Genomic DNA, 25,921 nt, shown 5'->3' with positions numbered 1-25,921 from the left:
ATCTCTAGAGCAAGTCTCTAAATTAAGGTCAATACCCCGTCGACTGCCGCCAGCGCGAGGGTCTTGTATCCGACCGAGTCGAACAGCACGACGATCCGGTCGTGCTCGCGGCTCAGCACCACGCCACGACCCCAGCGCACGTGCTGGACCTTGGCGTGCACCGGAAAAGGACCCGCGCCGGGTTCGGGCCGCAGATCGTCCCGGCAGGTGTCGCAGTGACCGCAGCCCCCCTGGTACGGCTCGCCGAAGTAGCCCAGCAGGAACCGGCGGCGGCAGCCGGTCGTCTCCGCGTAGCCGCGCATCATGTCGATCCTGGACTCGTCCACGCGGTGCCGGGTCTCATCGAGCCGGGCCGCTTCGGCGGCGGCCCGCTTTGGCGGCGGACCGCCTGGGACGTGGCGGAGATCGCCGGAGGCGGTGACCGTAAGGGCGTTCACCCGTTCGAGCAGGTTGACCAGGGCCGTCAGCCGGGAGGCGCCGATGTCGAGCAGGGCGCGCAGTTCGCCGGCGGGGACGGTGCCGCCGTGTTCCCGTACCAGGGTGGCGACCCGGAGCAGCAGGTCGGCGTCGACGCGGCCGCCGGTCAGGAACCGGCGCAGCCCGAGATCCTCCGGGCGGTAGAACAGCACGGCCGACGCGGCGTCGCCGTCCCGCCCCGCCCGGCCGATCTCCTGGTAGTACGCGTCGGGCGACTCGGGCGGACTGGCGTGCAGCACATACCGCACATCGTGGCGGTCGATTCCCATGCCGAAAGCCGAGGTGGCCACCACGGTGTCGACCGCACCCGCCGAGAACAACTCGTGCACGCGCGTCCGCTCGGCCGACCGCATCCCCGCGTGGTACGGCTCCGCCCGCCGCCCGAGTGCGGCGATCGCCCCGGCGTACTCCTCGGCCTCACGGCGGCTGGCCACGTACACCAGCCCCAGGCCCTCCCGCGTCGCGGCGTGCTCGATCAGCGCCTTGCGTTTGTCGCCGTCCTTCGCGAAGCGCCGGACCGCCAGGTGGATGTTGGGCCGATCGAACCCCCGGACGATCTCCTTAGGCCGTTTCAGCCCCAACGATCGGATGATCTCCTCGCGCACGTTCGGCGCCGCCGTGGCCGTGAGCGCCACCACGGGAGGGTGGCCGAGCAGTTCGATCGCCTTCCCCAGGCGGAGATAGTCCGGGCGGAAGTCGTGCCCCCAGGAGGAGACGCAGTGCGCCTCGTCCACGGCGATCAGGGATGGTTTCACCTTGGCGAGCCGGGCCACCACCTCGGGCTTGGCCAGCTGCTCGGGGGAGAGGAACACGAACTCGGCCCGCCCGGCCGTGACCAGATCAAGACCCGCCGCCACCGGCGAGGTCGAATTGACCGCCACCGCCCCGCCCGCGTCGGCCTTCAGCAGGCTCGCCACCTGATCCCGCTGCAGCGCGATGAGCGGCGAGACCACCACCGTAGGCCCGTCCAGCAGCAGGGCCGGCACCTGGTAAACCGCCGACTTCCCACCCCCGGTGGGCATCACCAGCAGCACATCCCGCCCGCCCAGCACCTGCTCCATGGCCTCCTGCTGCCCGGGCCGCAGCTCCCGCCACCCGAACCGCTTGCGGGACACCTTCCGTAACCGCCGCCCTCGTGACCCGAACCGCCCGGCCAGCCTCGCCCACACGCCCATACGACCTCCATCTGGTGGCCGGACATTACCCGCGACGTGACCTTAAAACGCGAATATCACGGCAGGCGGAAAGCTGACCGCATGACCGCCAGATCGGCCTCGATCCGGGCCGCGGTCGCGCTGAGGGCGGGGAGCAGCGCCGCGCGCGTGCTCTCCGGGGTCCCGCGGGCGACGTGGGCGGCCACATTGATCGCCGCGATCACCCGGCCACCGGCGTCACGCACCGGTACGGCGAGCGAACGCAGCCCTTCCTCCAGCTCCTCATCCACCAGCGCGTACCCTCGGGCGGCCACCTCGGCCAGCACCGCGTCCAGGTCGGTACGGCTCCGCCGGGTAAGCGGCCGCGGGGGAGTCCGCGCGAGCAAACCGGCCTGCTCGCCAGAACTGAGATCGGCGAGCAAAACCCGCCCCATGGACGTCGCATACGCCGGAAGACGACTCCCAACCGTGATATCAACACTCATAATCCGATAAGCCGGAACCCGGGCGACATACCGGATATCGGTGCCGTCCAGGACGGCCATCGACACCGATTCGCGTACCTGCTCCATCAACCCCGCCAGATGGGGCAGGACCACCTCGCCGAACCCCATCGACGACAGCCGCGCGTAGCCCAGCTCCAGCACCCGGGGCCGCGCCGCGAACCGCCTCCCCTCCTGCCCGGCGTACCCCAGATCGGCCAGCGTGAGCAGCGCCCGCCGCGCGGTGGCCCGGGGCAGCCCGGTGGCCTCGGCCACCTCCGACAAGGTCAGGCCGCCGCGCGCCCGCCCCAGGCTCGCCAGCACTCCGAGCCCGCGCGCCAGCGACTGCAGGAACTCCGCCCCCACCTCCTCCTTCACCCGCCTGGACGAGTCGGCCGCCCCAGCGTGCGGCCGCGCCTCGGCAGGGCGGTGATCGAGGACGGGCGTCTCCGCCCGCAACCGCGGCAGCACGTGCCCGGCCAGCGAGCCGATCGAGTGCCTGCTGGTGTGACTCACCACGCTGATCGCGCACACCGGCCGCCCGCGCCCGTCCCGCACCGGAACCGCGACCGCGATCAGGCCCGGCTCGATGAGCTGATCGTCCTCCGCCCAGCCGTCCCCCGCCGCCCGCGCCCGGCGGCGGAAGTCGTCCTCGGCGCCCGGATCGCGCGGCACAGCCATGGCCAGGCCGCCCGCACACCGCCAGCGCGCCCAGTCCCCGGCCGTCCAGCCCGCCGCGAACAGGGCGCCGGGAGCGCAGCGTTCCGCCGGAAGCAGGTCGCCGATCCGGAACGCCAGCGACATGGTCCGCCGCCGGGTGATCTGCGTCACGAACCGCACCCCGGCCCCGTCCGGCACCGCCACCGAGACCGACTCGTCGAACTCGTCGGCCAGGCGTTCGGCCAGCGGCTCCAGCGCCTCCGGGATGCCGCTTCCGGCCAGGTACGCGTTGCCCAGCTCCATCAGGCGCGGCGCGAGCCGTACCGACCGATCGGACTCCCGGACGTAACCCAGCCGGACCAGGGTCGCCAGCACCCGGTCCACCGTCGAGCGGGCCAGGCCGGTACGGCGGGTCAGATCACTGGGCCGGATGGCGTCCACATCCGCCATGTCGGCCATCTCGGACATGGCCCGCAGGACCGCCAGCCCGCGCTCCAGCGGGCCGACCCGGCCCTCGTGCGTCATTGACATGTGTCCTGTCCCAGGGGGAGACTCCTGTCGGTCATCAATTATGAACATTAGTTCATCAGGCGAACAGAAGGGGACATGGCGGAAATCCTGAGCTTGCGGGAGGCGGTCGCCGCCCTCGTCCGCCCCGGGGACACGGTGGCGATGGAGGGGTTCACGCATCTGATCCCGTTCGCCGCCGCGCACGAGGTGATCCGGCAGGGCGTCACCGACCTGACCCTGGTCCGGATGACCCCCGACGTGATCTACGACCAGCTGATCGGCATGGGCGCGGCCCGCAAGCTGGTCTTCTCCTGGGGCGGCAACCCGGGCGTCGGCTCGCTGCATCGCTTCCGCGACGCGGTCGAGAACGGCTGGCCGCGGCCGCTCGAACTCGACGAGCACAGCCACGCCGGGATGGCCAACCGCTACGTCGCCGGGGCGTCGAGGCTGCCGTTCGCGGTGCTGCGCGGCTATCGCGGCAGCGACCTGCCGGGCCGCTCGCCGACCATCTCGACCGTGCGCTGCCCGTTCACCGGGGAGGAACTGGCGGCCGTGGCCGCCGTCAACCCCGACGTGACCGTGATCCACGCGCAGCGGGCCGACCGGGCCGGGAACGTGCAGCTGTGGGGGCTGGTCGGGGTGCAGAAGGAGGCCGCGCTGGCCGCCGAGCGGGTGCTGGTGACGGTCGAGGAGGTCGTGGACGCGCTCGATCCCCGGCCCGGCGCGGTCGTGCTGCCGTCCTGGTCGGTGCACGCGATCGCGGTCGCCCCGAACGGCGCGCACCCGTCGTACACAGCGGGATACACCGTCCGCGACAACGACTTCTACCAGGCCTGGGATCCCATCTCCAGGGATCGGGACACCTTCCTGGCCTGGATGCGCGCGCACGTCCTGGAGGCGGCGTGAGCTGGACCTCCGACGAGCTGATGACCGTCAACGCGGCCCGCGCGCTGGCCGGGGCGCGCACCTGCTTCGTCGGCATCGGCCTGCCCAGCGCCGCCGCCAACCTGGCCCGCCGGACCATCGAGCCCGGCCTCGTACTGATCTACGAGTCCGGCACGCTCGGCTCCAAGCCGTCCCGGCTGCCGCTGTCCATCGGCGACGGCGAGCTGGCCGACACCGCCGACGCGGTCGTCTCGGTCCCGGAGATCTTCAACTACTGGCTCCAGGCCGGGCGCATCGACGTCGGCTTCCTCGGCGCCGCCCAGGTCGACCGTTACGCCAACATCAACACCACCGTGATCGACCGGGGCCCCGGCCGTCCCGAGGGCCGCCTGCCCGGCGCCGGGGGAGCCCCGGAGATCGCGGCCAGTTGCGGGAAGGTCCTGATGGTGCTGCGCCACTCGCGCCGCAACCTGGTCGAACGGCTGGACTTCGTCACCACCGTCGGCCACGGCTCAGGGCCGGGGGATCGCGCCAGGCTCGGCCTGCCCGGCGCGGGCCCCGTCGCGGTCATCACCGACCTCGGCGTGCTGCGGCCCGACCCGGACACGGCCGAGCTCGTCCTGACCGAACTGCATCCGGGCGTGTCGGTGGAGCAGGTGTGCGACGCCACCGGCTGGAAACTCCGCGTCGCGCCCGACGTCGGCGTGACTGGGCCGCCGACCTCCATGGAACTCGCCGCACTCCGTGAACTATCCGATCGAGGAGCCTCAGATGCCTGACACCCAGGCCGATATCGACCGCGAGATCGCCGATATCAGCACCGCCGTGGCGAAGGCGGTCGCCGGGGGTGAGCCGGAGCCCGAGCACCCCTTGCGCGACTACAAGCCCTACCGCAGCACCGTGCTCCGCCACCCGCACCAGCCGCTGATCCTCACCGAGCAGGCCGACACCGAACTCCGCGGCCCGGTCTTCGGCGTCACCGACGTGACCGAGCTCGACCGCGACCTCACCCGCCACGGCCTGGGCGAGCCGCTCGGCGAGCGCATCACCCTCACCGGCCGGGTCCTCGACCGCGACGGCAGGCCGGTGCGCCGCCAGCTGGTGGAGGTCTGGCAGGCCAACGCCGCCGGCCGCTACGCCCACCACCGCGACCAGCACCCCGCCCCCCTGGACCCCAACTTCACCGGCACCGGCCGCTGCCTCACCGACGACGAGGGCCGCTACTCCTTCACCACCATCAAGCCCGGCGCCTACCCCTGGCGCAACCACCTCAACGCGTGGCGGCCCGCCCACATCCACTTCTCCATATTCGGTACGGCTTTCGCCCAGCGGCTGGTCACCCAGATGTACTTCCCCAACGACCCGCTCTTCCGCTACGACCCGATTTTCAACTCGGTGCCCAGCGAGGCCGCCCGGCAGCGCATGATCGCCACGTACGATCATGATCTGTCCATTCCGGAATTGTCCCTCGGATACCGGTGGGACATCGTGCTCGACGGCCCTGCGGCGACGTGGATGGAGGAAGGCCGATGAAGCCGACGCCCTCGCAGACGGTGGGTCCCTTCTTCGGGTACGCGTTGCCGCAGGCGGGCGGGGGAGACCTGGCCCCGGCCGGGCACCCGGACGCCGTGGTGATACGCGGTTTCGTGTACGACGGCGCGGGGGATCCCGTGCCGGACGCGCTCCTGGAGTTCTGGCAGGCCGATCCCTCCGGCGGGCTCGACGGCCAGCCCGGCTCGATGCGGCGCGATCACGTGGACGGGTCGTTCCCCGGGCGGGACGGCGTGCGGTTCACCGGCTTCGCCCGGGTGGCGACCGACGCCGACGGGCACTGGGCGATACGGACGTTTCCGCCGGGAGCCACCGGGCCCGGGCGGGTTCCGTATATTTCGGTGTGCGTGTTCGCGCGCGGGTTGCTGCGGCATCTGTACACCCGGATCTATTTTGAGGACAGCACGGCCGACCCGCTGCTGGCCTCGCTCGAACCCGGCCGCCGCGCCACCCTGGTGGCCGTGGCGGAACCCGGCGGCGCACACCGTATCGACATTCACCTCCAAGGTGATCGGGAGACGGTCTTTCTTGAATTCCGATGATTTTTCGCCTGACGCCGGACTTATCGCTCCGATCTGGGCGGGCTCCCCGGCGGAGGCCGCCACCGGCGACCTCGCCTTCCTGCGCGCCCTGCTGGACGCGGAGGTCGCCCTGGCCCGGGCCCAGGCGGCGGAGGGGCTGATCCCGGAGGGCGCGGTCAAGGACGTCATGGCGGCCGCCGACGCGCTGGCCCGGGAGGGCACGCGGACCCTCGCGCTGCTCGCGAGATCCGGCGGAAATCCAGTGATTCCCCTAGTCAAAGCCCTCACCCAGCGCGCGCCCGACGCCCACCTGGGGGCGACAAGCCAGGACATCATGGACACCGCGTTCATGCTGGTGGCCGAACGCGTCCGCGACACGATCACCGCCGACCTCGATCGGGTGGCCGTCGCGCTGGCCCGCCTCGCGGCCGCCCATCGGGACACGCCGATGGCGGGCCGTACCCTGACCCAGCACGCCGTGCCGACCACCTTCGGGCTGAAGGCGGCGGGCTGGCGGGATCTGGTGCTGGACGCCCGCGACCGCCTGACCGCCGTGGTCCTCCCCGCCCAGCTGGGCGGGGCCGCCGGGACGATGGCCGCGTTCGAGGCGTTCATCCCCCGCGTGGACGAGCGGCGGCTGCTCGCCGGATTCGCCAGGGAACTCGGCCTGGCCGAGCCGAGGCTGCCCTGGCACACGCTGCGCACCCCCGTCGTGGATCTCGGCTCCGCGCTCGCGTTCACCGCCGGGGCGCTCGGCAAGATGGCCGGGGACGTCCTGGTCCTGTCCAGGACCGAGATCGCCGAAGTGGCCGAAGGCGCCGGCGGCGGCTCCTCGGCGCTGCCGCACAAGAGCAACCCCGTCGGCGCGACCCTGATCGCCGCCGCCGCCCGCACCACGCCGTCCCTCCTCGCCATCCTGTACGGCTCGCTCGCCGCCGAGGACGAACGCCCCTCCGGGGCCTGGCACGCCGAATGGTCCCCGCTGCGCGACCTGCTCCGCCACGCCGGAGGCTCGGCCGCCCACGCCGCCACCCTCGCGGAGGGCCTCCGGGTGGACCCCGCCCGCATGCGCGTCAATCTCGACCTGACCCGCGGCATGCTCGTCGCCGAACGCCTCAGCGCCGCCCTGACCCCCACACTGGGCCGCCGCGAGGCCCGCGCCCTCATGGAACGCGCCTCCCGCCGGGTCATCGCCGAGGGCGTCACCCTCCGGCAGGCCATCCTCGGGGAGCTCGCCCCGGGCGACCTGAACATCACCGACCTGGACGAACTCTGCGACCCGGCCACCTATCTCGGTTCGGCCCCGGCCTTGACGGACCGGGCGCTCACCCGGCGACCCGCGGGCGATCACGATGTCTGACCGGGCGGTGCTCAATCATCGAATCGACGGTCCCGCCGATGCTCCGGTCCTGATGCTCGGTCCTTCACTCGGGACTTCGCTGGCCGTGTGGGAGCCGCAGGTCCCCGCGCTGGCACGCCATTTCACCATCGTCCGTTTCGACCTTCCCGGGCACGGGGGATCTCCGGTCGAAGCGCTCTCGTCGATGGACGAACTCGCGGGGAGAGTGCTCGACCTGGCGGACTCGCTCGGTGCCGGACGATTCCACTACGCGGGGATCTCCCTTGGCGGAGCGATCGGAGCCTGGCTGGCGGTGCGTCACCCGGATCGGGTCGAATCGCTGGCCATGGTGTGCTCGGCCGCTCGATTCGGGGAACCGGACGGCTGGCGGGAGCGGGCAGCCCTCGTCCGTACCCAGGGGACGGCTCCGCTCGTGGAGGTGGCGCTCGGCCGGTGGTTCACGGCGGCGGGAGCGCGCACACCTGCGGCCCAGCGGTTGGCCGCCGATCTGGCCGCCGCCGACCCCGAGGGCTACGCGGCCTGCTGCGACGCCCTCTCCGGCTACGATCTGCGCGCGGAGCTGACCAGGATCACCGCGCCCACCCTGATCGTCGCCGGGCGGGAGGACCCCGCCACCCCGCCCGCCGTCGCCCGCGAACTCGCCGACGGCATCCCCGGCGCCACCCTGGTGGAGATCGCCCACGCCGCCCACCTGGCCGGCGTCGAACGCCCGGAACCCGTGCTGGCCGCCCTGCGCAGCCACCTGCCCGCGCCGGATGGGATGAGCGTGCGGCGGGCCGTACTCGGCGATGAGCACGTGGACCGGGCCATCGCCGGCACCACCGACTTCACCGCCGACTTCCAGGACTTCATCACCCGCTACGCCTGGGGCGAGATCTGGACCCGCCCGGGCCTGGATCGGCGCACCCGCAGCTGCGTCACGCTCACCGCGCTGGTCGCGGGCGGCCACCTGGACGAGCTGGCCATGCACGTGCGCGCCGCGCTCCGCAACGGCCTCACCCCGGACGAGATCAAGGAAGTCCTGCTGCAGACCGCCGTCTACTGCGGCGTGCCCGCGGCCAACGCCGCCTTCGCCGTCGCGCAGCGCACCCTTGGGAGGACCTGATGTTCGCCACCGTCGCCATCGTCGGAGCCGGTCCGGCCGGGCTGCTGCTGGCCAGGATGCTGCACAACGCCGGAATCGACTCGATCGTCCTGGAACACCGGGATCGCGCGTACGTGGAACATCGCCAGCGGGCCGGCATGCTGGAACAGGGCACGGTCGACGCGCTCCGCGCCTGCGGGGCCGCCGGGCGGCTGGACCGCGAGGGCCTGGTCCACCACGGTATCGAACTGCGCTTCGACCGCCAGAGCCACCACCTCGACTTCCCGGCCCTGACCGGCGGCCGCAGCGTGATGATCTACGCCCAGACCGAGATCGTGAAGGACCTGGTCGCGCTCCAGCTCGCCGAGGGCGGCCCGCTGCTCTTCGAAGCCGAGGCGATCTCCATCGAGGACGACATGCTCACCTTCGTCCGCGACGGCGTCGAGGAGAAACTGGGCTTCGACTTCGTCGTCGGCTGCGACGGCTTCCACGGCATCTCCCGCGCCGCGATCCCCGGCGCCCGCGTGTACGAACGGGACTACCCCTACTCCTGGCTGGGCATCCTCGCCGACGTCCCCCCGTCCTGCGAGGAACTCATCTACGCCCACTCCGACCGCGGCTTCGCCCTGCACAGCATGCGTTCCCCCACGGTCAGCCGCCTCTACCTCCAGGTCCCCAACGACACCGACCCCGACGACTGGCCCGACGACCGCATCTGGGACGAGCTGGACGCCCGCTTCGCGATCGACGCCGACTGGAAGCTGATGCGCGGCCCGATCACCCAGAAGTCCGTCACCCCCATGCGCAGCTTCGTCACCGAACCCATGCGCCACGGCCGCCTCTTCCTGGCCGGAGACGCCGCCCACATCGTGCCCCCTACCGGCGCCAAAGGCCTCAACCTGGCGATCGCCGACGTCGTCACCCTCGCCAGAGCCCTCCAGCACTGGTTCACCACCGGCTCCCCCGACCTCCTCAACACCTACTCCGACGCCTGCCTCCGCCGCGTCTGGCGCGCCGAACACTTCTCCTATTTCATGACAACCCTCCTCCACCGCGCCCCCGACCAGACCCCCTTCGACACCCGCCTCCAGCTCTCCCAGCTCCACCGCATCGCCGACTCCCGCCACGCCGCCGCCGAACTGGCGGAGAACTACGCGGGCCTGCCCTAACAGCCGTCGTACTCGGGTGGACCGGTCGTGCTGGCGGGCGGTCGCCGTCCGTGAGGATGAAGTCTTTGTCGCCGAGTACGACGCGTAGGCGGCCGTTGAGGACGTACAGCCAGTGGTAGCCCTCGTGCGATCGGGGATCGGGTTCGCGACCGTCGGTCAGGCCGGCGGGGAGGATGTGCTTGAACGCCTGCATGATCTCGGTCAACATCTTCCGCACCCGGGGCGGCTCCCTCGGCGTCGCGGTCTTCGGCTCGCTGTTCATCCGCGCCATCCAGTCCCACGTACCCGACGTCAAGGACGCCTACCTCAACGTGGTCACCGACGGCACCCACCATCTTCTCGCAGACGCCGTGCCGCGCCCTCAGGTGCTCGCGCACGGGGATCGGGTGGGCGCGCATCGGTAAAGCGTTGGCCTGTGTTTGGTCTGATATGGGTGGCTTGGCGTGTGGTTACTCTCCCCATGACTATCCTTGACAACATCCTGACCTGGGCTTTTACAAGGAGGAGGGTTGTGTTGGGGAGCGGGTGGGCCTCGTTTCTGCCGCATTCGGTTCGGGCGCGTACCACGCTTGGCGTCGGGTTGCTGGCGTTGGTCTTCCTCACCGTGATCGGTGTCAGCCTTGACTTCCTGATCCTGGACAGGGTCCGGGATCACGCTTTCCATGAGACCCAGCGAGCCTCCACCGAGTGGATCGGGTCCTTCGAGCCGGGCAGGATACCGTCGTCGACGACGCCGGCCAGCGTCGACCTGCTTCAGCTCGTCGACTCCCGTGGCCAGGTGGTCGCCGCCAGCGAGGCGGCGGCGGGCCTGCCGCCCCTGAGCACGCTGCGGCCCCCGGCCGACGACCGGATCCAGGGCGGTACGGCGTGCTCCCCGCAAGGCGGGTGCATCCTGTTCACCGCCAGCCGGCTCCTCCCGCAGACCAACCGCCTGCTTGGGCAGGGTGAGCCTTCGTTCGTGTACGTCGGCATGCGCGAACCGGCCATCCTGGCCTCCCATGGCCTGGAGGTCGGCACCGCCGCCGGAGTTCTCCTGGTCGCCTCCCTCGTCACGTGGGGAAACTGGCAATTCTCGACTCGGATGATGAGCCGCGTGGAGGCGATCCGGGAGCGAATGTCGGAGATCACGGTGAGTGACCTGAGCCTGCGGGTGCCGCAGCCGCCGGGGTGCGACGAGTTCGCGCGCCTCGCTTTCACCGTCAACCAGACGCTGGCCCGCCTGGAGGAGTCGGTGGAACTGCAACGCCGATTCGCCTCCACCACGTCCCACGAGCTCAGGAACCCGCTCGCCGGCCTGCATGCCCAGCTGGAAGAGGCGGTCCTCTATCCCGGTGACGTAGACCCCCGCGAAACCGTGCACAAGGCGTTGTCGGTCACCGACCGGCTGGTGGCGATCGTCGACGACCTGCTGGTGTTGTCCCGTCTCCGCGCCGACGACCCCGCCGCGCACGAGCCGATCGACCTCAGCGCCCTGATCGCGCAGGAGACGGCGACGTTGACGGACGGCGTGCCGGTGCACGTCCACATCGACCGTGAGGTGAAGGTCTCGGGCAGCCGCATCCAGCTGATCCGGATCCTGAGCAACCTCCTGGCCAACGCCCGGCGGCACGCCGACACCGAAGTCGAGGTCACCGCCGAGCGTACGGACGGCCAGGCGGTGGTGACGGTGACCGATGACGGCGACGGCATCGCGCCCCAGGACCGCGAACGCGTCTTCGAACGCTTCGTCAGGCTCGACGCCGCCCGGCGCCGCGAGCCCGGAGGCAGCGGACTCGGCCTGGCCATCTCCCGGGACATCGCGCAGGCGCACAACGGAACTCTGCTGATCGAGGACACGCCGCGGGGTGCGCGATTCGTGCTCCGGCTGCCGTTGATGGACACGGCCGATGGGCCCGCGACGTAGTCCTTAAGGCAGCAGCGCGCAGAGCAGGCGGTCGTTGCCGCGTTGCCACAGGGTGCCGATCTCGGTGAACCCGGCGGCTCGCAGGGCGTTCACGTGGGTGGAGAGCAGGCCGGATTCCGAGCCGTGGTGGCCCGCGGAGGCTTTGCGGCGGTCGCGGTCGAGGTTGAGGGCTTCGAGTTCGGGATCGGCGGCCACGGCGGCCCACCAGGACGCCCAGTCCTCCGGGGGATCCGCGGCGAACAGGCGTTCGGCGGCGCGGGTTCCGAGCGCCACTTCGAGAGCGTCCAGCCGGGCGTCGGCCACCGCGAGGTGGTCGCCGTTGAGGAACATGCCACCTGGGCGGAGCGCCCCGGCCAGCTCCGCGTAGACGTTCTTCAGCTGGTCTCCCGGGATCCAGTGCAGGGCGGTGGTGCTGACGGCCACATCGGCGGGGCGGGGGAGGCCGAGCGCCTCGGTCCAGCCGGGGACGCGCAGGTCCCGATCCACGAAGCGCAGGCCGGGGAGGCCGTCGTATTCGGCGCGGCCTAGGGCCAGCAGGAGCGGGTCGGTGTCGACGGCGATCACGGTCGCGTCCGGGAGGCGGTTCAGGAGGCGGGCGCTCAGGGAGCCGGGGCCGCAGCCGAGGTCGATCACGACGGGGTCGGGGCGTCCGGTTTCGACGGCGTCGATGAGCGCGGTGAAGCGCTCCTCGCGGTCGGGGAGGTAGCCCTCCTGCTGGCGGTCCCAGCGTTCGATCCAGGCGTGGGCATGATCGTGGCTCAGCATCGCGACTCCCCTTGTCACTGTCGTCTATCATTTCGACAGTCACACGCTAGACAAAGAGGATGTAACTGGTCAAGTGAATTTCAACAGTCACTCGGACATGGTCGTGGCCATCGCGGTGGCCTTGGTGAACGTACTCACCCCGGGGGAACGGCGCGGCAGGCCGTACCAGGTTCCGGAGGGAGAGCAGCGGCGCGAGGCCGTGGCCGAGGCGGTGCGGGCGCGGCGGGAGGTCACCGACGAGGAGGCGGCGGAGCTCGCGGGCTACGCGCCGGACCTGCGCGTGGTCTTCGAGGCCGTGGCCGCGGGTGATCTGGATCACGCCGCCGGGACGCTCAACCGGCTGCTCGTCGACACCCGGGCCAGGCCGCACCTGTCCCACCACGACGGCGAACCCTGGCATGTGCACTTCCACGGCACCGATGGAACCTTCGGCGGCGACTACGCCGCGTCCTGCGCGACCGGCCTGGCCATCGTGCTGGGCAGCGAGCTGCACGACCGCCTCGGCGTCTGCACGGCCGACCGGTGCGACCGCGTCTATGTGGACGTGTCCCGCAACGGCACCCGCCGGTTCTGTTCCACCGCGTGCCAGAACCGGGTGAAAACCGCCGCCTTCCGGGCTCGAACGTGAGATCGCGCCGGTATCAAGGAGAGATAACGGCGGGATGAACGGTTATATGCAGGCGGTAACGTCGCCTTCATGCGACTAGGTGTCCTCGACGTCGGATCCAACACGGTGCACCTGCTGGTGATGGACGCGCACCAGGGGGCCCGGCCGCTGCCCGCGTACTCCCACAAGGTCGAGCTGCGGCTCGCCGAGCATCTCGACGGTGATCGGCTGTCGGCGCAGGGCGCCGAGCAGCTGCACGGCTTCGTCCGGGAGGCGATGCGCATCGCCGAGGACAAGGGCGTGGAGGATCTCGTCGCCTTCGCCACCTCCGCCGTCCGGGACGCGGTGAACGGCGAGGAGGTGCTCAACCAGATCAAGGACGAGACCCGGGTCGACATCCAGGTCCTGTCCGGTGCCGACGAGGCCCGCCTCACGTTCCTGGCCGTGCGCCGCTGGTTCGGCTGGTCCTCGGGGCGGCTGCTGGTCATCGACATCGGCGGCGGCTCGCTCGAGATCGCCTCCGGCATCGACGAGCAGCCCGACACCGCCGTCTCGCTGCCGCTCGGCGCGGGCCGCCTGACCCGCGACTGGTTCACCGCCGACCCGCCCCCCGCCGACGAGGTACGCGCGCTGCGCCGCCACATCCGCGCCGAGATCGGCCGCACCGTCGGCGGCGTCATCCGGTACGGCAGGCCCGACCACACCGTCGCCACCTCCAAGACCTTCCGCCAGCTGGCCAGGATCGCCGGCGCCGCCCCCTCCAGCGAGGGCCCCTACACCAAACGTTCGCTCACCCACGAGGCCGTCACCAGCTGGACCGGCCGCCTGGCCGAGATGAGCTCGGCCAAGCGCAACTCCCTCCCCGGCGTCTCCGTCGGCCGCGCCCCCCAGCTGCTGGCGGGCGCGCTGGTCGCCGACGCCACCATGGACCTGTTCGACCTGCCCGCCTTAGAGCTCTGCCCGTGGGCCCTGCGCGAGGGTGTGATCCTGCGCCGCCTGGACGTGCTGCCGTCCGGATCGGGCGTAAGGCTGTGACCTGGCCACTAGGTAAGGCATTTATCCATTCATAGCGGGCAAGCGCTCCTGTGACCTAGATCATGGAGGGCGAATGGCCGAGTTCGCAGGCGTGCTGTTGTCACTGGCGGTCGTCTTCGCGCTGGTGGCAATCGCGTTACTGCTGATCTCGATCCTGTTCCTGACCGGCCTGGCGATCTTCGCGGCCAGCATCTCCATAAACCGGATATCAAGCATGAAACAAGGCCGGGTGGGGACATTGTGATCCATGGGGGGAAAGGTTGATCGCGGCATCTGGGTGATCATCGGAGCGCTCATGCTCACCCTCCTCCTGGCCGCCCTCGACCAGACCATCGTCTCCACCGCGCTGCCCACCATCGTCAGCGAGTTCGGCGGCCTCAACCACCTGTCCTGGGTGGTCACCGCCTACCTGCTGGCCGCGACCGTCTCCGCACCGCTCTGGGGCAAACTCGGCGACCAGTACGGCCGCAAGAGGCTCTTCCAGCTCGCGATCGCGATCTTCCTGGGCGCCTCCGCGCTCTGCGGCCTGGCCCAGGACCTGGCCCAGCTGATCTTCTTCAGGGCGCTCCAGGGCCTGGGCGGCGGCGGCCTGATGGCGCTGGCCATGGCCATCATCGGCGACGTGGTCGCCCCGCGCGACCGAGGCCGCTACCAGGGCCTGTTCGGCGGGGTCTTCGCCTTCGCCAGCGTGGTCGGCCCGCTCATCGGCGGCCTGTTCGTGGACCACCTCTCCTGGCGCTGGGTCTTCTACGTCAACCTGCCCATCGGCCTGGTCGCGCTGGCGGCGATCACCGCCACCCTGCCCGGGCGGCCGGACCGCACCGCGCACAGCATCGACTTCCGCGGTGCCGCCGTGCTCACCGCCGCCGTCACCTGCATCGTGATGATCACCACCTGGGGCGGCACCCAGCAGAGCTGGGACTCCCCGGTGATCCTCGTCCTGGCCGCCGCCGCGGTCGCGCTGCTGGCGCTGTTCCTGCGCGTCGAGCGCCAGGCCGCAGAGCCGGTCCTGCCGCCGCACCTGTTCCGGATCGGCGTTTTCACCGTCTGCTCCGCGCTCGGCTTCATCGCCGGCTTCGCCATGATGGGATCGCTGGCCTACCTGCCGCTCTTCCTCCAGGTCGTGCACGGCGTCTCGGCCACCACCTCCGGCCTCTACCTGCTGCCCCTGATGATCGGCATGCTCGGCATGTCCATCACCACCGGCCAGCTGATCAGCAGGACCGGCCACTACCGGAGCTTCCCCATCCTCGGCATGGCCGTCGCCACCGCCGGCATGCTGCTGCTGCACACGGTGGACGAGCACACCTCGCTGGTGCTCTGCGGCCTCTACTTCTTCGTGCTCGGCGCGGGCCTGGGCCTGGTCATGCAGGTGCTGGTGATCGCCGTACAGAACATCATCGACTACCGCAACCTCGGCGTCGCGACCTCCTCGGTCATCTTCTTCCGCTCCATCGGCGGCTCCTTCGGCGTCTCCGTCTTCGGCTCCATCTTCGCCAGCCAGCTGGCCGGCCACATCACCACCGCGCTGCGCGGCCAGCGCCTGCCGCTCGACTTCGACCCCACGCTCATCCAGGGCGACCCCCAGGTCCTCGCTCGGCTGCCGACCGAGGCCGCCGCCCGGATCCTGCACGCCTTCTCCGAGTCGATCACCGCGATCTTCCTGTACGCCGCCCCCATCACCCTCCTCGGCTTCGCCGTCGCCTGGTTCCTGCGCCAGGTCCCCCTGCGCACCAGCATCAGCACGGCGTGCTCCGACCTGGGCGACGGGTACGGCCGCCCCCGCGCCGACTCCTCCCAGGCCGAGATCGAGCGCGCCCTCAGCCGCCTGATGCGCCACGACCCCGCCGCGGTCTCCCTCTACACCGACCTGGCCCGCCGGGCCGGATACAGCTTCTCCGCCGGAACCACCTGGGCGCTCTGCCGGGTCGCCCGCGAGGGCAGGATCAACCGCGCCGTCCTTGCCGAACGCGCCGGATACACCGCCGAGCAGGGCATCCCGTACCTCCAGCCGCTGGTCGACCGCGGCCTGATCGAGCGCGCCGAGCCGCAGCTGGTGATCACCGGCCCCGGCCTGAAGGCGGCCCAGCGCATCATCGGCGTACGGCGGGCCGCGCTGGCCCGCCACCTGGACGGCTGGGACCCCGACGCCAACCCCCAGCTCACCGACCTGCTCACCCGCCTCGCCACCGAGATCGTCGGCTGCGACTCCGAAGCCCCCGGCTAACTCTTGACATCTCCGCCGATTTGATTGAATCTTCAATTGGCCTCGACGGGGAGGCGTTTCCGCCTGCCGGGAGGCCCACCGCCAGCCCCCCCAGGCGAAAGAGACCTGACATGAGCGAATGGGACGCCACCAGCGTCGAAGGCAAAGACACCATCCTGCGGGTGGTACGCGAGGAGGCCGAGCGATTCTTCGCTCTCGCGGAACCCGAGGAGGCCTGGGAAGCCCCCACCGCCTGCGCGGGCTGGCACGTCAGGGACGTCGTCGCCCACCTCGTCGACACCACCGAGGGCTACTTCGCCGCCTTCGACGTGGCCCGTGCCGGGGCACAGGCCGACGATCCGTACGGGCTGCCCGCGATGGGCGCCCGCGTCAACGAGCAGGCGATCTCGTTCCGCAACACCACACAGAAGGAACTGCTCGACCGGGCTCGCACCGACTTCGAGAAGATGCAGCGCATCCTGACCGACCTCAGCCCCGAGGACTGGACCGGGTTCCTCGTGGTTCATCCATACATGGGCCCCGTGCCCGCCTACTTCTACGCCGCCGGGCAGCTGATGGACTTCGGCGTGCACTCCTGGGACATCCGCGAGGGCACCGGCCGCAACCACGCCATGTCCGGCGACGCCGCCGACCTGCTGGTGCCGTTCATGCTGGTCCTCTGGCAGTACACGATCAAGGCCGACGCCGACCTGACATCGTTCTCGGTGGGCCTGCGCATCGGCGGCCGCAACGGCGGCGACTTCCGCGTGGACATCGGCCCTGAGGGCATGGCGTACGCCCCTGGGGACGTCAGCGACCTCCCCGCGGTGATCGAGTTCGACGCGGCCAGCATGGTCCTCACCACATTCGGCCGGGGAAACTTCGGCACGATCCGCGGCGACCTGAACCTGGCAAATCGCTTCCTCAACCTGTTCTTCCGCATCTAGCGCTGACCTGCGGCTTCGTGACCTGCCGGTGTGACGCCTGGCAGGTCACTGAGCTGCGGAAACGTCGTTCGTATGGGAGCCGATCGCAACGGCCTGGGGTTTCTGTCGCCTTTCGGCGCTTCTTGGGCATTCGGTTCCCCCCCCCCCCCAGGATTTCGGCCCTCGTCGCCTCCGACTTACCGGTCACGGTGTTCCGAACCCTGACGGGAGTTCCACGTTCCGCATGCACAAGATGCGACCTCCGACGCGTCAATCCAAGTCGGCTCGATCCTTCTGGCGAAGATTTCTGGGACGATCTACGTGCGCAACCTAACCCAGCGGGAGCTTGTTTATATCGAGCATCACCCGACTTTGCTGGCGGAACCATCGCAAATCCTAGCTGCCCTGGAGAAGGCCCCAGAAATTGGCACGAGAAGCCTCGAACCGCCAGGTCACCAAGCACAGATGGCGACCGATTGAGGGCTCTTCGCAGAAGAGGGTGTAGTCGAGGTCTGTCGGTTTCCGAGGTCCGTCCGCACGGTTTCATGCTCGGCTGCACTCCTATCCGGGCGCGACGAGACGTGCGCCGGGGAACGAGCTATGCACCGTCGTTGCCATCGCGCAGGGAATGAATCATGCTTTGCAGGATCCGGAACGCGCCTGACTGCTCGGTCTCGGTCATGCCGGCCAGCATTCTGACCTCGACGGACCGGACCGCTACGCTCGCCTTCTCGAGCCTCCGTCGGCCGCGAGGCGTGAGCCGCGTGGGAAGAACCTTCCCGACGGGCGCCTCCGCGGGCCTGGTCACGTAGCCCTCTCGTTCCAGAGCCTGGAGCAGTACGTTCATCGACTGCCGTGTCACGAACGCGCGCCGCGCGAGCTCGGAGTTCGACAAGCCCGGCCGTTGAGCCAGCAGTTCGAGGCAGGAGTAGTGCGTCACGCTCATCCCGAGTGGCCGCAGCACCTCTTCCATGGCTGCGCGGAGGGCGCTCGAAGCCTCTTTCAGCAGGTAGCCCAGTGATTTGTCCAGGTCGATGCCGACACCGTTTTGACTCATGTCAGCATTCTGACATACATTGGTCTGTGTCAGAAATCTGACACGAAGTGAAGGAGCATCATCTTGCCCGCCATTGGCCCCGACTTCATCTCGCTGCAAGCGCGTGACCTCGACGCTTCGCAGGCGTTCTACGAGCAGTACCTCGGCCTCGTTCGCTCGCAGGCCGGGCCCCCACACGCCGTCGTCTTCGAGACGAAGCCGATCGCGTTCGCGCTCCGCGACGTCGTTCCCGGCACCGACCTCGCATCCGTTGCTCAGCCCGGCATCGGTGCCGCGATCTGGCTCCACGCCACAGACGTCCAGGCCATTCACGATGCTCTCGTCGCCGACGGTCACACCATCGTCTCCGCACCGATCGACGGCCCCTTCGGTCGGACATTCACCTTCGCCGACCCCGACGGCTACCAGATCACTCTCCATGACCGCGCCTGAGGCGAGCACCCTGGTTTTTGGGGCTACCGGGGCACTCGGTCGCCACGTCCTGGACGCGCTAGTCGCTCGGGGAATCAGTCCCGAAACGATCACCGCGGTCGGCCGGAATCAATTGCGCCTCGGGGAACTTGCTTCCGCCGGGTTCAGCACTGCTGCCGTCGATCTGTCGGATTCAGTCGGCGTCGCAGAACTGGTTGCCAGGCACTCTGACATTGTGTTGATCTCGGGCAGCGACCCGAATCGCCTTGCTCAGCACGAGTCGGTCATCGAGGCTGCGAAGAACGCGAATGTCCGACACGTCTACTACACCAGCGGAGTTCGAGCCGACGATGACCGGTTCGAGATCAATGCGGACCACAGGGCGACAGAGGAAGCTCTTACCGCTTCCGGTGTGACGTACACGATCCTGCGGAACACCTGGTACATCGAGAACTACATTCAGGCGCTGGCAGGCCCCCGCTTCACCGGCGTTCTCGCCGCGGCGACCGGTGACGCCGACGTTGCAGCAGCCAGCCGGAAGGACCTGGCTGAGGCATTGGCCGTCGTTGTCACCACAGATGGGCACGGCAATGTCACTTACAGCCTCTCCGGCGACACAAACTTCACCTACGCTGACATTGCCGAAGCGATGTCGGTCGTGCTGGAGCGAGAGGTCACTTACCAGCCTGTCACTCCCGAAGAGTTGCAGGTAGCGCTCATCAACTCGGGGATGGACGGCGAGCTGGCCGGCTTCTTGGTAAGTCTCGATGAAACCATCGCTGCCGGGGTTTTCGCTCGGGTCGGTGACGATCTTTCTCGACTCCTCGGCAGGCCAACGACCGGCCTTGTTGAGGGACTGACGGCAGAGTGAACAGTGGGGCCGGCGCGGGCGAGTCGGCAACCTCGGCTCGCGCCGTCCCTTCTCCCGATCGGCGATTCTGGATCAACACCGTCAGTCTGGATCACGTTGAAGCGGCCATCCAGGGAGGCTTCACGCAAGCGGACCACGGTGCTGACACGCGTCTTCGCCAGCCACGTCCTGGCGATGAGATGGTTTTTTACTCGCCGAGCACGAAACTTATGGGGAAGGTAAACCCGTCAGGCGGTTCACTGAACCTTTTTCATCCTTGGGCGACTCGGTGGTTTTGAAGGGCGGCAATAGCCTTGACCAGGTGACCGGCCTTGGACGGACTGCACCGTAGCTTCCGCAGGATGCGCCAGCTTTTGAGCTGGGCATTCGCGCGCTCACCGGGACCGCGGAGCTTGGCATGGGACCGATTGGCCCGCTTCTGTGATTCGGGCTTGTTCTTGCCCTTGTACGGGGTGATCACCGTCTCGGTTTCCGCCCCTTGGTATGCCTTATCGGCCAAGGTGATGATCCCGGCCTGGTCCAGTGCGCGCAGGATGCCCCAGATCCGGGCGGCGGTCAGGTCGTGTGTCTTGCCCGGCAACGCCCCCGACGTCCACACGATGGTGCCATCCGGGCTGGCGATGACCTGGATGTTCATGCCGTGTACCCGGTGCTTACCCGAGAAGTACGGGCGGTCGGCCTTCACCCGGTCGGTGCGGATGAGGGTGCCGTCCAGCACCAGCAGGTGCAGCCCGTCCTTCTTGGCCTTGCGTAACGCGGCGGGCAGCTTGGGCGAGCGCGCCGACAGGAGCGCGACGGTCTCCTCCACACGCCGCCACGCCAGGCGAGGTCAGCGGGGTGCCAACCCCACCACGGCGGCGTTGCCGTTGGCATCGATCTTGACGATGGCCGCCGTACGGTCGCCCGCTAGCTCGTCCTGCACCCGCGCGGCCTTGTCCTGCGAGAGGAACAGGCTGTCGATGCCGCACGACAGCCTCCCGTAGCCTGAGGACTCACAGGCGATGTAGGGGGCGCTCGCGGGTCGCTGCCGTACGATGCCCGCTCCCTTCCACAGGCGGTCGTCACGCACCAGTGGGACGTACACCCGGCCTGGCCGCTGGCCGTCGGCATTGGGCAGGCCGGGGTAGTTGAGCTGGGCGTACGCGCCGCGCAGCGGGTCGATCGGGTCGACCGGGCCGACGGCCAGCCGGTACTCCAAGCCGGTCACCCTCGCCGACAGTTGTGGGGCCACGGCCACCACGAGCAGCACGGCCTGGAGGACGAGGGCCGCGGCAACCAGCACCGGCCGCGACAAGAACACCGACCGGCTGTTCATCGGATCCTCTTCCCAGACGCCTTGGCGTCGGCACCGTTCATCGGGGCTCCTCCCAGACGCCCTGTGGTCAAATCGTCCATCTGGTGCTCGGCCGGACCCGTCATTGGGTGGCCTCCATCAGGCGGTGGCGTCCGTAGTTCACCAGGAAGCCCGTGCCGATGAACACCAGGCCGAGGACCAGGAACAGCGCCGCCCCAGTGAGCAGGGACTGGAAGACGGCGAAGCTCTGCACGGTGACGAAGATCACCAGCGCGGCGGTCACCAGGTAGACGAGGTAGGACAGATCACGCCGGGCTGCGACGACGGCGAACCAGGAGGCCGCCAGCACGTAGGTCAGCGTGCCGGTTACCGCCCGCGCCGTCTGCTCGGCGCTGAACCCGCCGGTGTACCCGTAGTCGCCCCGCGGGGTCCATGTCACCAGCAGCACCGCCACCCCGATCATGCCTGCGAGTGCGAGCGCCTCCCGCTTTCCGTCCCTGCCGGCCAGGAAGACGGCGGCGGCGATGGCGGCTCCCGCGGCGGCCAGTCCCGCCCACAGCCCCGGCGACCAGAACGCGCCGCCCGCGCCCACGCCGGGGAAGGCGGCAACGAACAGCCCGGAAAGCGCCAGCACCACCCCGGCCATCCGCCACGGCCCGGCAAAGCGGGCCAGGCGCCCGCCATCGTGGAGCGCCGCGACGGCGGACGCCACCGCGCCGGCGGCGAGCAGCCCGACGGCGATCGCGCCGGCGCCGCCGCTCTGCTCGCCGACGAGCCAGCCGTACCACGCTGATGCGATCACCAAGGCCATGACAAGCGGGCCCCAGGCTGCCGCAGCGTACGCGTACGCCAAGGCGCCGACCGCCCACACGCCGAGCAGGCTGGAGGTGTAGGCGGGGACCTGCAGGCTCTGCGCCGCCTGGAAGATCACCCCTCCCCCGGCGAGCACGGTGACCAGCCTGGCCGCCTGACGGCCGCCCTCTTGGGGTACGGTTTCGCCTGCAACGGCTGCGGCGATCCAGATCACCGTGATGCCCGCGAATCGGACCCATGGTGACATTTGGTCAAGGTTGGCCGAGACCAGCCAGATCAGCCCGACGCCGAGGAAGCCGCCGCCGAGCAGCAGCACCAGCCTCTCCAGGCTGAGCCTCCGGCCGGGGACGTATCCGGCCTCGATGCGCCGTGCCGTGCCTTCGTCGATGACGCCCCCGGCCTGCCATCGGGCCAGCTCATGACGTAGCCAGGCCAGGCGCCGAGCAGGAACCCGCTGCGGAGATTCCATCATGCTCTTCCTCCCTCGCCCCGCACGCGAAAATGTGCCTCTCAGGAGACGGACGACCCGCCAGGCCAGGGGGACAATCCGCCACCTCCGCGTTGTCGCTGATACAAGTCTTGCGCAATGCAGGAAACGAGTACTGAGTACGGATACTCAGTACGAACGCGTACTTCAGACCCATCCGGGGAGGACCAACTCGAAGGCGGACCATCAGCTGTGAAGCAGCGTGAACGCCTCGACATGGCGCGGACCTGCGGCGATGGTCTGTTGTCCGGATGAGGTCGTGGAGACCATGCAGCGGATCGACTCCGACTACAGGCACACCCACCCCAGCGACGGGCCGGCGTTCCTCCTGGCCGAGCGTCTCACCGAAATCACGCTGACGCCGGAGCCGCTGGAGGGGTCTACCTACCTATGCGGAGCCATCCCCGAACGGGGGTGAGCAGGATCCATCGTCTGTGATCCCCGCGGGCTAGCCGCAGCCGGTGGGTCACTCCGCTACAAGCTCCTGCGAGATTCACCGGGGGCACTGTTCTGCGCGGACCTGCTGTACCGGGCTATCAGGATGAAAAAGCTTCACTGCGTGGGCCACAATCACCGGCGACAAGCTTTACCAGGTTCGCTCGAGCACTAAGAGGATTTCTTCCGGGGTGTCGGGCTGTCCTCGCCCGTGGCCGTCCATTGCCGGCCGATGGTTGCGACGGACTTCGGCGGTGGCACCTGCGGCACCTCGTACCCGATGGCCTCGACCCGCTCCGCCTGGACCTTCGCTGTGGACACCCCGAACTGCTTGTCCCGCTCGGCGACCAGTTCCAGGTTCGACTGGCCGTCGCCGGTCAGGGACCACATCAGCAGCGGCTCGCCTAGCGGCAGCGGGGTCGTCGGGTCGGGCCAGGTGTGCCACGTCTTGCCCCAGGTGGTGAGCAGGTTTGTCATGAAGTCCATTTCTTCCTGGTGGTTCATGACCGGGGCGACCAGTCCGCCGCCGAGCACCTCGTAGGTGTGTGGGTGCCAGTATTTCTTCTCCTCGTCCGGGAGGGAGCGGAAAAGCTTGTCGGACACGATGTACTCGACGCCGAGCAGCTTCGCTCCCGGGCCGACCGAGTCGTACAGGAGGCACTGGTGCATTCCGTGGTCGCCTTCGCCCCGCATCCCGCAGTAGTGCATGGTGGTCACCTGGACCTCGGGGTTGTTCTTGGCAACGTGGAAGCCGCAGAAGAAGAGGTCATGATTACTGATCGGGCCCATGACCTTGTCGGCTTCTTGACGGTTCATCTGGTATTCCGTTCACTAAGTTTCAGTGTCTCTCAGTGTTCCGTCCATTGCTGGGCGGAGGTCCCCGTCTGGTCTGGGCGGTGCCCGGTGCGGGGTAGACGTTTCGCAGCCACCGGCCCCGGCAGGCGGGGTCTTATGGTCGGCTCCACGTCCGTTTGTCGTCTCCGGGCCACTCCCGGCGACGGTGTGCTTCACCAGGGAAGCCAGGTTGAGCGCCGCGTTCACGTCCCGGTCCAGGACCAAGCCGCAATCCGCGCAGGTGAAAGTGCGTTCGGAGAGGGCGAGTTTGGCTTTCACCGCGCCGCATCCGGAACAGGTCTTGCTGGAGGCGAACCAGCGGCCGGCCACCACCAGCCGGCCGCCCTTCCACTCGGTTTTGTAGGCGAGTCGGCGGCGGATCTCGGCGAACCCGGCGTCGGAGATCGCGCGGGCCAGCCGCCGGTTCTTCACCATCCCGGCGATGTTGAGGTCTTCGACCACGAGCGTGCCGTACTCGCCCGCCAGGCCGGTGGTGAGCTTGTGGATGGCATCGCGGCGCAGCGTGGCCACCCGGTGATGGATCCGGTTACGGGCGGCATTGGCCTTTCGCCACCGGCCGGACGGTTTCTGTCCGGTACGCCGGTCTGGGCCTTGTTTGCGGGAGACCGCCCGGGACAGGCGGCGGAGTTTGCGTGAGGCGGCGGCCAGGTGCCGGGGATTGGCGGTGGGCGGGCGGCCGTCGGAGTAGACGGCCAAGGTCTTGACGCCCAAGTCCACCCCAACCACCGCCTCCGGCCGGGACGCCGTCGTGGTGGCGCGTTCGACCTGGACGGAGAAGCAGACCAGCCAGCGCCCGGCCTCGAGCCGGACGGTGGCCGAGCGGATCTGTGCGGTGCCTGCCTCGACCCGGCGGGCCAGCTTGCGCGTGGACTCGTGGGTTTTGACCCGCCCGATTACCGGCAGCACCACGTGGGTGCGGCCGTGCAGGCGGATCGCTCCGGTGGTGAACCGCACCGACATCGCCTTCTTGCGTTTAGACCGGAATCGGGGAAAGCCCACCTTCGGGCCCTTACGAGTGCCTTTCCTGGACTCGTTCCAGTTCGTCAACGCGGTGGCGAGTCGGTCCAGACCGCAGGCGTAGGCCTCTTTGGAGTTCACCGCCCACCACGGCGCCACTTCCTGCTTGGCCCCGTTCCACGATTTGCGCAGCGAATACATCGACCAGGACAGGGACGGGGTCAGCTGAGCGGCGGGGATGCCGTAGGAGCGTTCGGCCTCCCGCTGGGCCAGATTGGCCTTGACCCGCGCCAGACCCCAGTTGAAGGCCAGGCGGGCGGCACCGCAGTGGGAGCGGAGCATACGCTCCTGGCGCGGGGTCGGGTCGAGCGCGTACCGGTAGGCGTGAACGACCTGCATCAACCCTCCCCAACTATGGCAAACCCATGTATACCCATGGTGAACAAGTGACTACAGTTTATCAGGGTGGTTGTGATTGGCGGCCATCTGAGCAGCGAAGAAAGACGCGTGCGCCCGTCTGGGGATCGCCTGGCGCACCCTCGAGAACCCGTGCAAACGCTCCGAGGTCCCGCAACCCGTCAAGGTGGGCGCCTGGCCCCGCCCTGCTCTGGTCCGCCGACCAACTCCACGCCAGGCGAGCCGGTCACCCCGCCACAGTCGGGAAGCCGAAACGGACTGATAAACGCTGGCGAACCGAGCAGCAGTTTGTACCCCGACCGGGGGTGATCTACCAGCCAAACCTGGTCAATCGAACAGCAGCCCGAAGAAGGCTCTGAACAATGCGACTTCGGCGACGACCAAGGCGATGAGCACGCAGACGAAGATGACTCCGACGTATTTCTCGGTGGGTTTGCGGCCCAGTCGACGTCGGGCGCTGGTGAGGACGTCGTTGACGAATCCGGAGAGGGAAGAGTGAGCCGTAGTAGAGAATCACCAGCGGGAACAGTACCCAGAATCGAGCGGTACCGCTGCCTTGACGAAATCTTCGCGGAACCTGACGAGCACACCGGCCATGCCGTACAACTCGTCAAGTTTCTCCATGTCCTCGGTCGTGGGGATGCGACGTCCGGTTTCCCATTGTTTGATCAGGCTTTCGCTTACATAGAACGCTTTGGCCAGTGCTAGGCGAGTCATGCCTTTCGCCTCGCGGGCGCGCCGTAATTCTCGTGTCAAGAACATGCGGGCGTTGCCGCCGTTGCTGGCCATCGCGCGTTACCTCTCGTTACATCTCGGCTCGCGGGGGTTTGTAAACGCTGGGTGCTCGTAATTCGCCTTTCTCCTATCATGCCGTGCTGTCAAGGTCGGGGGTACCCCCAGAGCAGGGCTGAATGCGTTCTCACATCGTGAGACCGAGAGCGATCAGTGGGTGTTCGAAGTTGTCGCGTGCCCATCGGGTTCCATCGGCGATGTTGGTGAAGTTGAGCAGGCGTAACGCGCCAATCGCGT

26 protein-coding genes and 1 pseudogene are annotated in these 25,921 nt (G+C 69.0%); 17 read left to right on the top strand and 10 right to left on the bottom strand.

Features of this window, described 5'->3' with window-relative positions; all coding sequences use genetic code 11:
• Window positions 1–17 precede the first annotated feature (17 nt).
• Together ABGB08_RS13570 and ABGB08_RS13565 are read right to left on the bottom strand one after the other, a co-directional pair.
• On the bottom strand, window positions 18–1,652 hold the full coding sequence (locus tag ABGB08_RS13570; protein WP_347589997.1) for a RecQ family ATP-dependent DNA helicase: 1,635 nt from the start codon (window positions 1,650–1,652) through the stop codon (window positions 18–20).
• Window positions 1,653–1,708: 56 nt separating this feature from the next.
• Entirely contained in the window at window positions 1,709–3,298 is a 1,590-nt protein-coding gene (locus ABGB08_RS13565) for an IclR family transcriptional regulator C-terminal domain-containing protein (RefSeq protein ID WP_347589995.1), read from the bottom strand.
• Between the two features lie 81 nt (window positions 3,299–3,379).
• On the opposite strand from ABGB08_RS13565, the gene ABGB08_RS13560 reads away from it, so the two are divergent.
• The 9 genes from ABGB08_RS13560 to ABGB08_RS13520 all read left to right on the top strand — a co-directional run bounded on the left by ABGB08_RS13560 (window position 3,380) and on the right by ABGB08_RS13520 (window position 11,756).
• Window positions 3,380–4,189: a CoA-transferase gene (locus ABGB08_RS13560; RefSeq protein WP_347589993.1), complete on the top strand. Its 810-nt coding sequence runs from the start codon at window positions 3,380–3,382 to the stop codon at window positions 4,187–4,189.
• A gap of 20 nt (window positions 4,190–4,209) precedes the next feature.
• The gene (locus ABGB08_RS13555; RefSeq protein ID WP_347590286.1) at window positions 4,210–4,947 is read left to right on the top strand and encodes a CoA-transferase; all 738 of its coding nucleotides are present in this window, start codon (window positions 4,210–4,212) and stop codon (window positions 4,945–4,947) included.
• Window positions 4,940–5,701, top strand: a complete 762-nt coding sequence (pcaH, locus tag ABGB08_RS13550) for a protocatechuate 3,4-dioxygenase subunit beta (RefSeq protein ID WP_347589991.1) — start codon at window positions 4,940–4,942, stop codon at window positions 5,699–5,701. Before ABGB08_RS13555 ends, pcaH begins: the two co-directional genes overlap by 8 nt.
• Window positions 5,698–6,261, top strand: a complete 564-nt coding sequence (gene pcaG / locus ABGB08_RS13545) for a protocatechuate 3,4-dioxygenase subunit alpha (RefSeq protein ID WP_347589989.1) — start codon at window positions 5,698–5,700, stop codon at window positions 6,259–6,261. Before pcaH ends, pcaG begins: the two co-directional genes overlap by 4 nt.
• Window positions 6,248–7,600 carry a 3-carboxy-cis,cis-muconate cycloisomerase gene (gene pcaB, locus ABGB08_RS13540; protein ID WP_347589987.1) on the top strand — a complete coding sequence of 451 codons (1,353 nt, stop codon included), beginning with the start codon at window positions 6,248–6,250 and terminating at the stop codon, window positions 7,598–7,600. Before pcaG ends, pcaB begins: the two co-directional genes overlap by 14 nt.
• Entirely contained in the window at window positions 7,593–8,705 is a 1,113-nt protein-coding gene (gene pcaD / locus ABGB08_RS13535; protein WP_347589985.1) for a 3-oxoadipate enol-lactonase, read from the top strand. Before pcaB ends, pcaD begins: the two co-directional genes overlap by 8 nt.
• Window positions 8,705–9,853 (top strand): 4-hydroxybenzoate 3-monooxygenase, encoded by a 1,149-nt coding sequence (locus ABGB08_RS13530; RefSeq protein ID WP_347589983.1) that lies wholly within the window; start codon window positions 8,705–8,707, stop codon window positions 9,851–9,853. The genes pcaD and ABGB08_RS13530 overlap by 1 nt, the downstream gene beginning before the upstream one ends.
• Window positions 9,854–10,032: 179 nt before the next feature.
• Window positions 10,033–10,257, top strand: coding sequence for a hypothetical protein (locus ABGB08_RS13525; RefSeq protein ID WP_347589981.1), 225 nt, complete (start codon window positions 10,033–10,035; stop codon window positions 10,255–10,257).
• Window positions 10,258–10,364: 107 nt separating this feature from the next.
• Window positions 10,365–11,756 carry a HAMP domain-containing sensor histidine kinase gene (locus ABGB08_RS13520; protein ID WP_347589979.1) on the top strand — a complete coding sequence of 464 codons (1,392 nt, stop codon included), beginning with the start codon at window positions 10,365–10,367 and terminating at the stop codon, window positions 11,754–11,756.
• 3 nt (window positions 11,757–11,759) lie between these two features.
• Here the strand turns inward: ABGB08_RS13520 and ABGB08_RS13515 are convergent, their stop codons facing one another.
• The gene (locus ABGB08_RS13515) at window positions 11,760–12,521 is read right to left on the bottom strand and encodes a class I SAM-dependent methyltransferase (protein WP_347589977.1); all 762 of its coding nucleotides are present in this window, start codon (window positions 12,519–12,521) and stop codon (window positions 11,760–11,762) included.
• Between the two features lie 73 nt (window positions 12,522–12,594).
• Here ABGB08_RS13515 and ABGB08_RS13510 point away from each other — a divergent pair, with 73 nt between their 5' ends.
• The 5 genes from ABGB08_RS13510 (at window position 12,595) to ABGB08_RS13490 (ending at window position 17,316) form a co-directional block, all read left to right on the top strand.
• Entirely contained in the window at window positions 12,595–13,149 is a 555-nt protein-coding gene (locus ABGB08_RS13510) for a CGNR zinc finger domain-containing protein (RefSeq protein WP_347589975.1), read from the top strand.
• Window positions 13,150–13,218: 69 nt separating this feature from the next.
• Complete coding sequence (locus tag ABGB08_RS13505; RefSeq protein ID WP_347589973.1) at window positions 13,219–14,163, top strand: Ppx/GppA phosphatase family protein; 945 nt, start codon at window positions 13,219–13,221, stop codon at window positions 14,161–14,163.
• Between the two features lie 73 nt (window positions 14,164–14,236).
• On the top strand, window positions 14,237–14,407 hold the full coding sequence (locus ABGB08_RS13500; protein ID WP_347589971.1) for a hypothetical protein: 171 nt from the start codon (window positions 14,237–14,239) through the stop codon (window positions 14,405–14,407).
• Window positions 14,408–14,410: 3 nt separating this feature from the next.
• Window positions 14,411–16,390, top strand: coding sequence for an MDR family MFS transporter (locus ABGB08_RS13495; RefSeq protein WP_347589969.1), 1,980 nt, complete (start codon window positions 14,411–14,413; stop codon window positions 16,388–16,390).
• Window positions 16,391–16,500: 110 nt separating this feature from the next.
• Window positions 16,501–17,316: a maleylpyruvate isomerase family mycothiol-dependent enzyme gene (locus ABGB08_RS13490; RefSeq protein ID WP_347589967.1), complete on the top strand. Its 816-nt coding sequence runs from the start codon at window positions 16,501–16,503 to the stop codon at window positions 17,314–17,316.
• Between the two features lie 577 nt (window positions 17,317–17,893).
• Here the strand turns inward: ABGB08_RS13490 and ABGB08_RS13485 are convergent.
• Window positions 17,894–18,352, bottom strand: a complete 459-nt coding sequence (locus tag ABGB08_RS13485; RefSeq protein WP_347589965.1) for a MarR family transcriptional regulator — start codon at window positions 18,350–18,352, stop codon at window positions 17,894–17,896.
• 63 nt (window positions 18,353–18,415) lie between these two features.
• Between ABGB08_RS13485 and ABGB08_RS13480 the strand changes: the two genes are divergently transcribed.
• Window positions 18,416–18,784, top strand: coding sequence for a VOC family protein (locus tag ABGB08_RS13480; RefSeq protein ID WP_155360162.1), 369 nt, complete (start codon window positions 18,416–18,418; stop codon window positions 18,782–18,784).
• Window positions 18,771–19,634 (top strand): NAD(P)H-binding protein, encoded by an 864-nt coding sequence (locus ABGB08_RS13475; protein ID WP_347589963.1) that lies wholly within the window; start codon window positions 18,771–18,773, stop codon window positions 19,632–19,634. The genes ABGB08_RS13480 and ABGB08_RS13475 overlap by 14 nt, the downstream gene beginning before the upstream one ends.
• 250 nt (window positions 19,635–19,884) lie before the next feature.
• Here ABGB08_RS13475 and ABGB08_RS13470 read toward each other — a convergent pair.
• From ABGB08_RS13470 to ABGB08_RS13460, 3 genes and pseudogenes are all read right to left on the bottom strand, one after another.
• Window positions 19,885–20,451 (bottom strand): annotated as a pseudogene (locus ABGB08_RS13470) (transposase family protein); the annotation flags it as partial.
• Window positions 20,452–20,463: 12 nt separating this feature from the next.
• Window positions 20,464–20,949, bottom strand: coding sequence for a GDYXXLXY domain-containing protein (locus ABGB08_RS13465; RefSeq protein WP_347589961.1), 486 nt, complete (start codon window positions 20,947–20,949; stop codon window positions 20,464–20,466).
• Between the two features lie 100 nt (window positions 20,950–21,049).
• Window positions 21,050–22,213 (bottom strand): DUF2157 domain-containing protein, encoded by a 1,164-nt coding sequence (locus ABGB08_RS13460; protein WP_347589959.1) that lies wholly within the window; start codon window positions 22,211–22,213, stop codon window positions 21,050–21,052.
• 274 nt (window positions 22,214–22,487) lie between these two features.
• Between ABGB08_RS13460 and ABGB08_RS13455 the strand changes: the two genes are divergently transcribed.
• Window positions 22,488–22,646 carry a DUF6461 domain-containing protein gene (locus tag ABGB08_RS13455; RefSeq protein ID WP_347589957.1) on the top strand — a complete coding sequence of 53 codons (159 nt, stop codon included), beginning with the start codon at window positions 22,488–22,490 and terminating at the stop codon, window positions 22,644–22,646.
• A 188-nt stretch (window positions 22,647–22,834) separates the two neighbouring features.
• On the opposite strand, the gene ABGB08_RS13450 is transcribed toward ABGB08_RS13455, so the two are convergent.
• The 3 genes from ABGB08_RS13450 to ABGB08_RS13440 form a co-directional block, all read right to left on the bottom strand.
• Window positions 22,835–23,479: a DUF1264 domain-containing protein gene (locus ABGB08_RS13450; protein WP_347589955.1), complete on the bottom strand. Its 645-nt coding sequence runs from the start codon at window positions 23,477–23,479 to the stop codon at window positions 22,835–22,837.
• 15 nt (window positions 23,480–23,494) lie between these two features.
• Window positions 23,495–24,874 (bottom strand): IS607 family element RNA-guided endonuclease TnpB, encoded by a 1,380-nt coding sequence (tnpB, locus tag ABGB08_RS13445; protein WP_347589953.1) that lies wholly within the window; start codon window positions 24,872–24,874, stop codon window positions 23,495–23,497.
• A gap of 531 nt (window positions 24,875–25,405) precedes the next feature.
• Complete coding sequence (locus ABGB08_RS13440) at window positions 25,406–25,681, bottom strand: helix-turn-helix transcriptional regulator (protein ID WP_347589951.1); 276 nt, start codon at window positions 25,679–25,681, stop codon at window positions 25,406–25,408.
• Between the last annotated feature and the right edge of the window lie 240 nt (window positions 25,682–25,921).

This window comes from Acrocarpospora sp. B8E8, from assembly GCF_039871605.1.
In the GTDB taxonomy this organism is placed as follows: domain Bacteria; phylum Actinomycetota; class Actinomycetes; order Streptosporangiales; family Streptosporangiaceae; genus Acrocarpospora; species Acrocarpospora macrocephala.
This window is presented reverse-complemented; position numbering and strand designations above follow the sequence as displayed.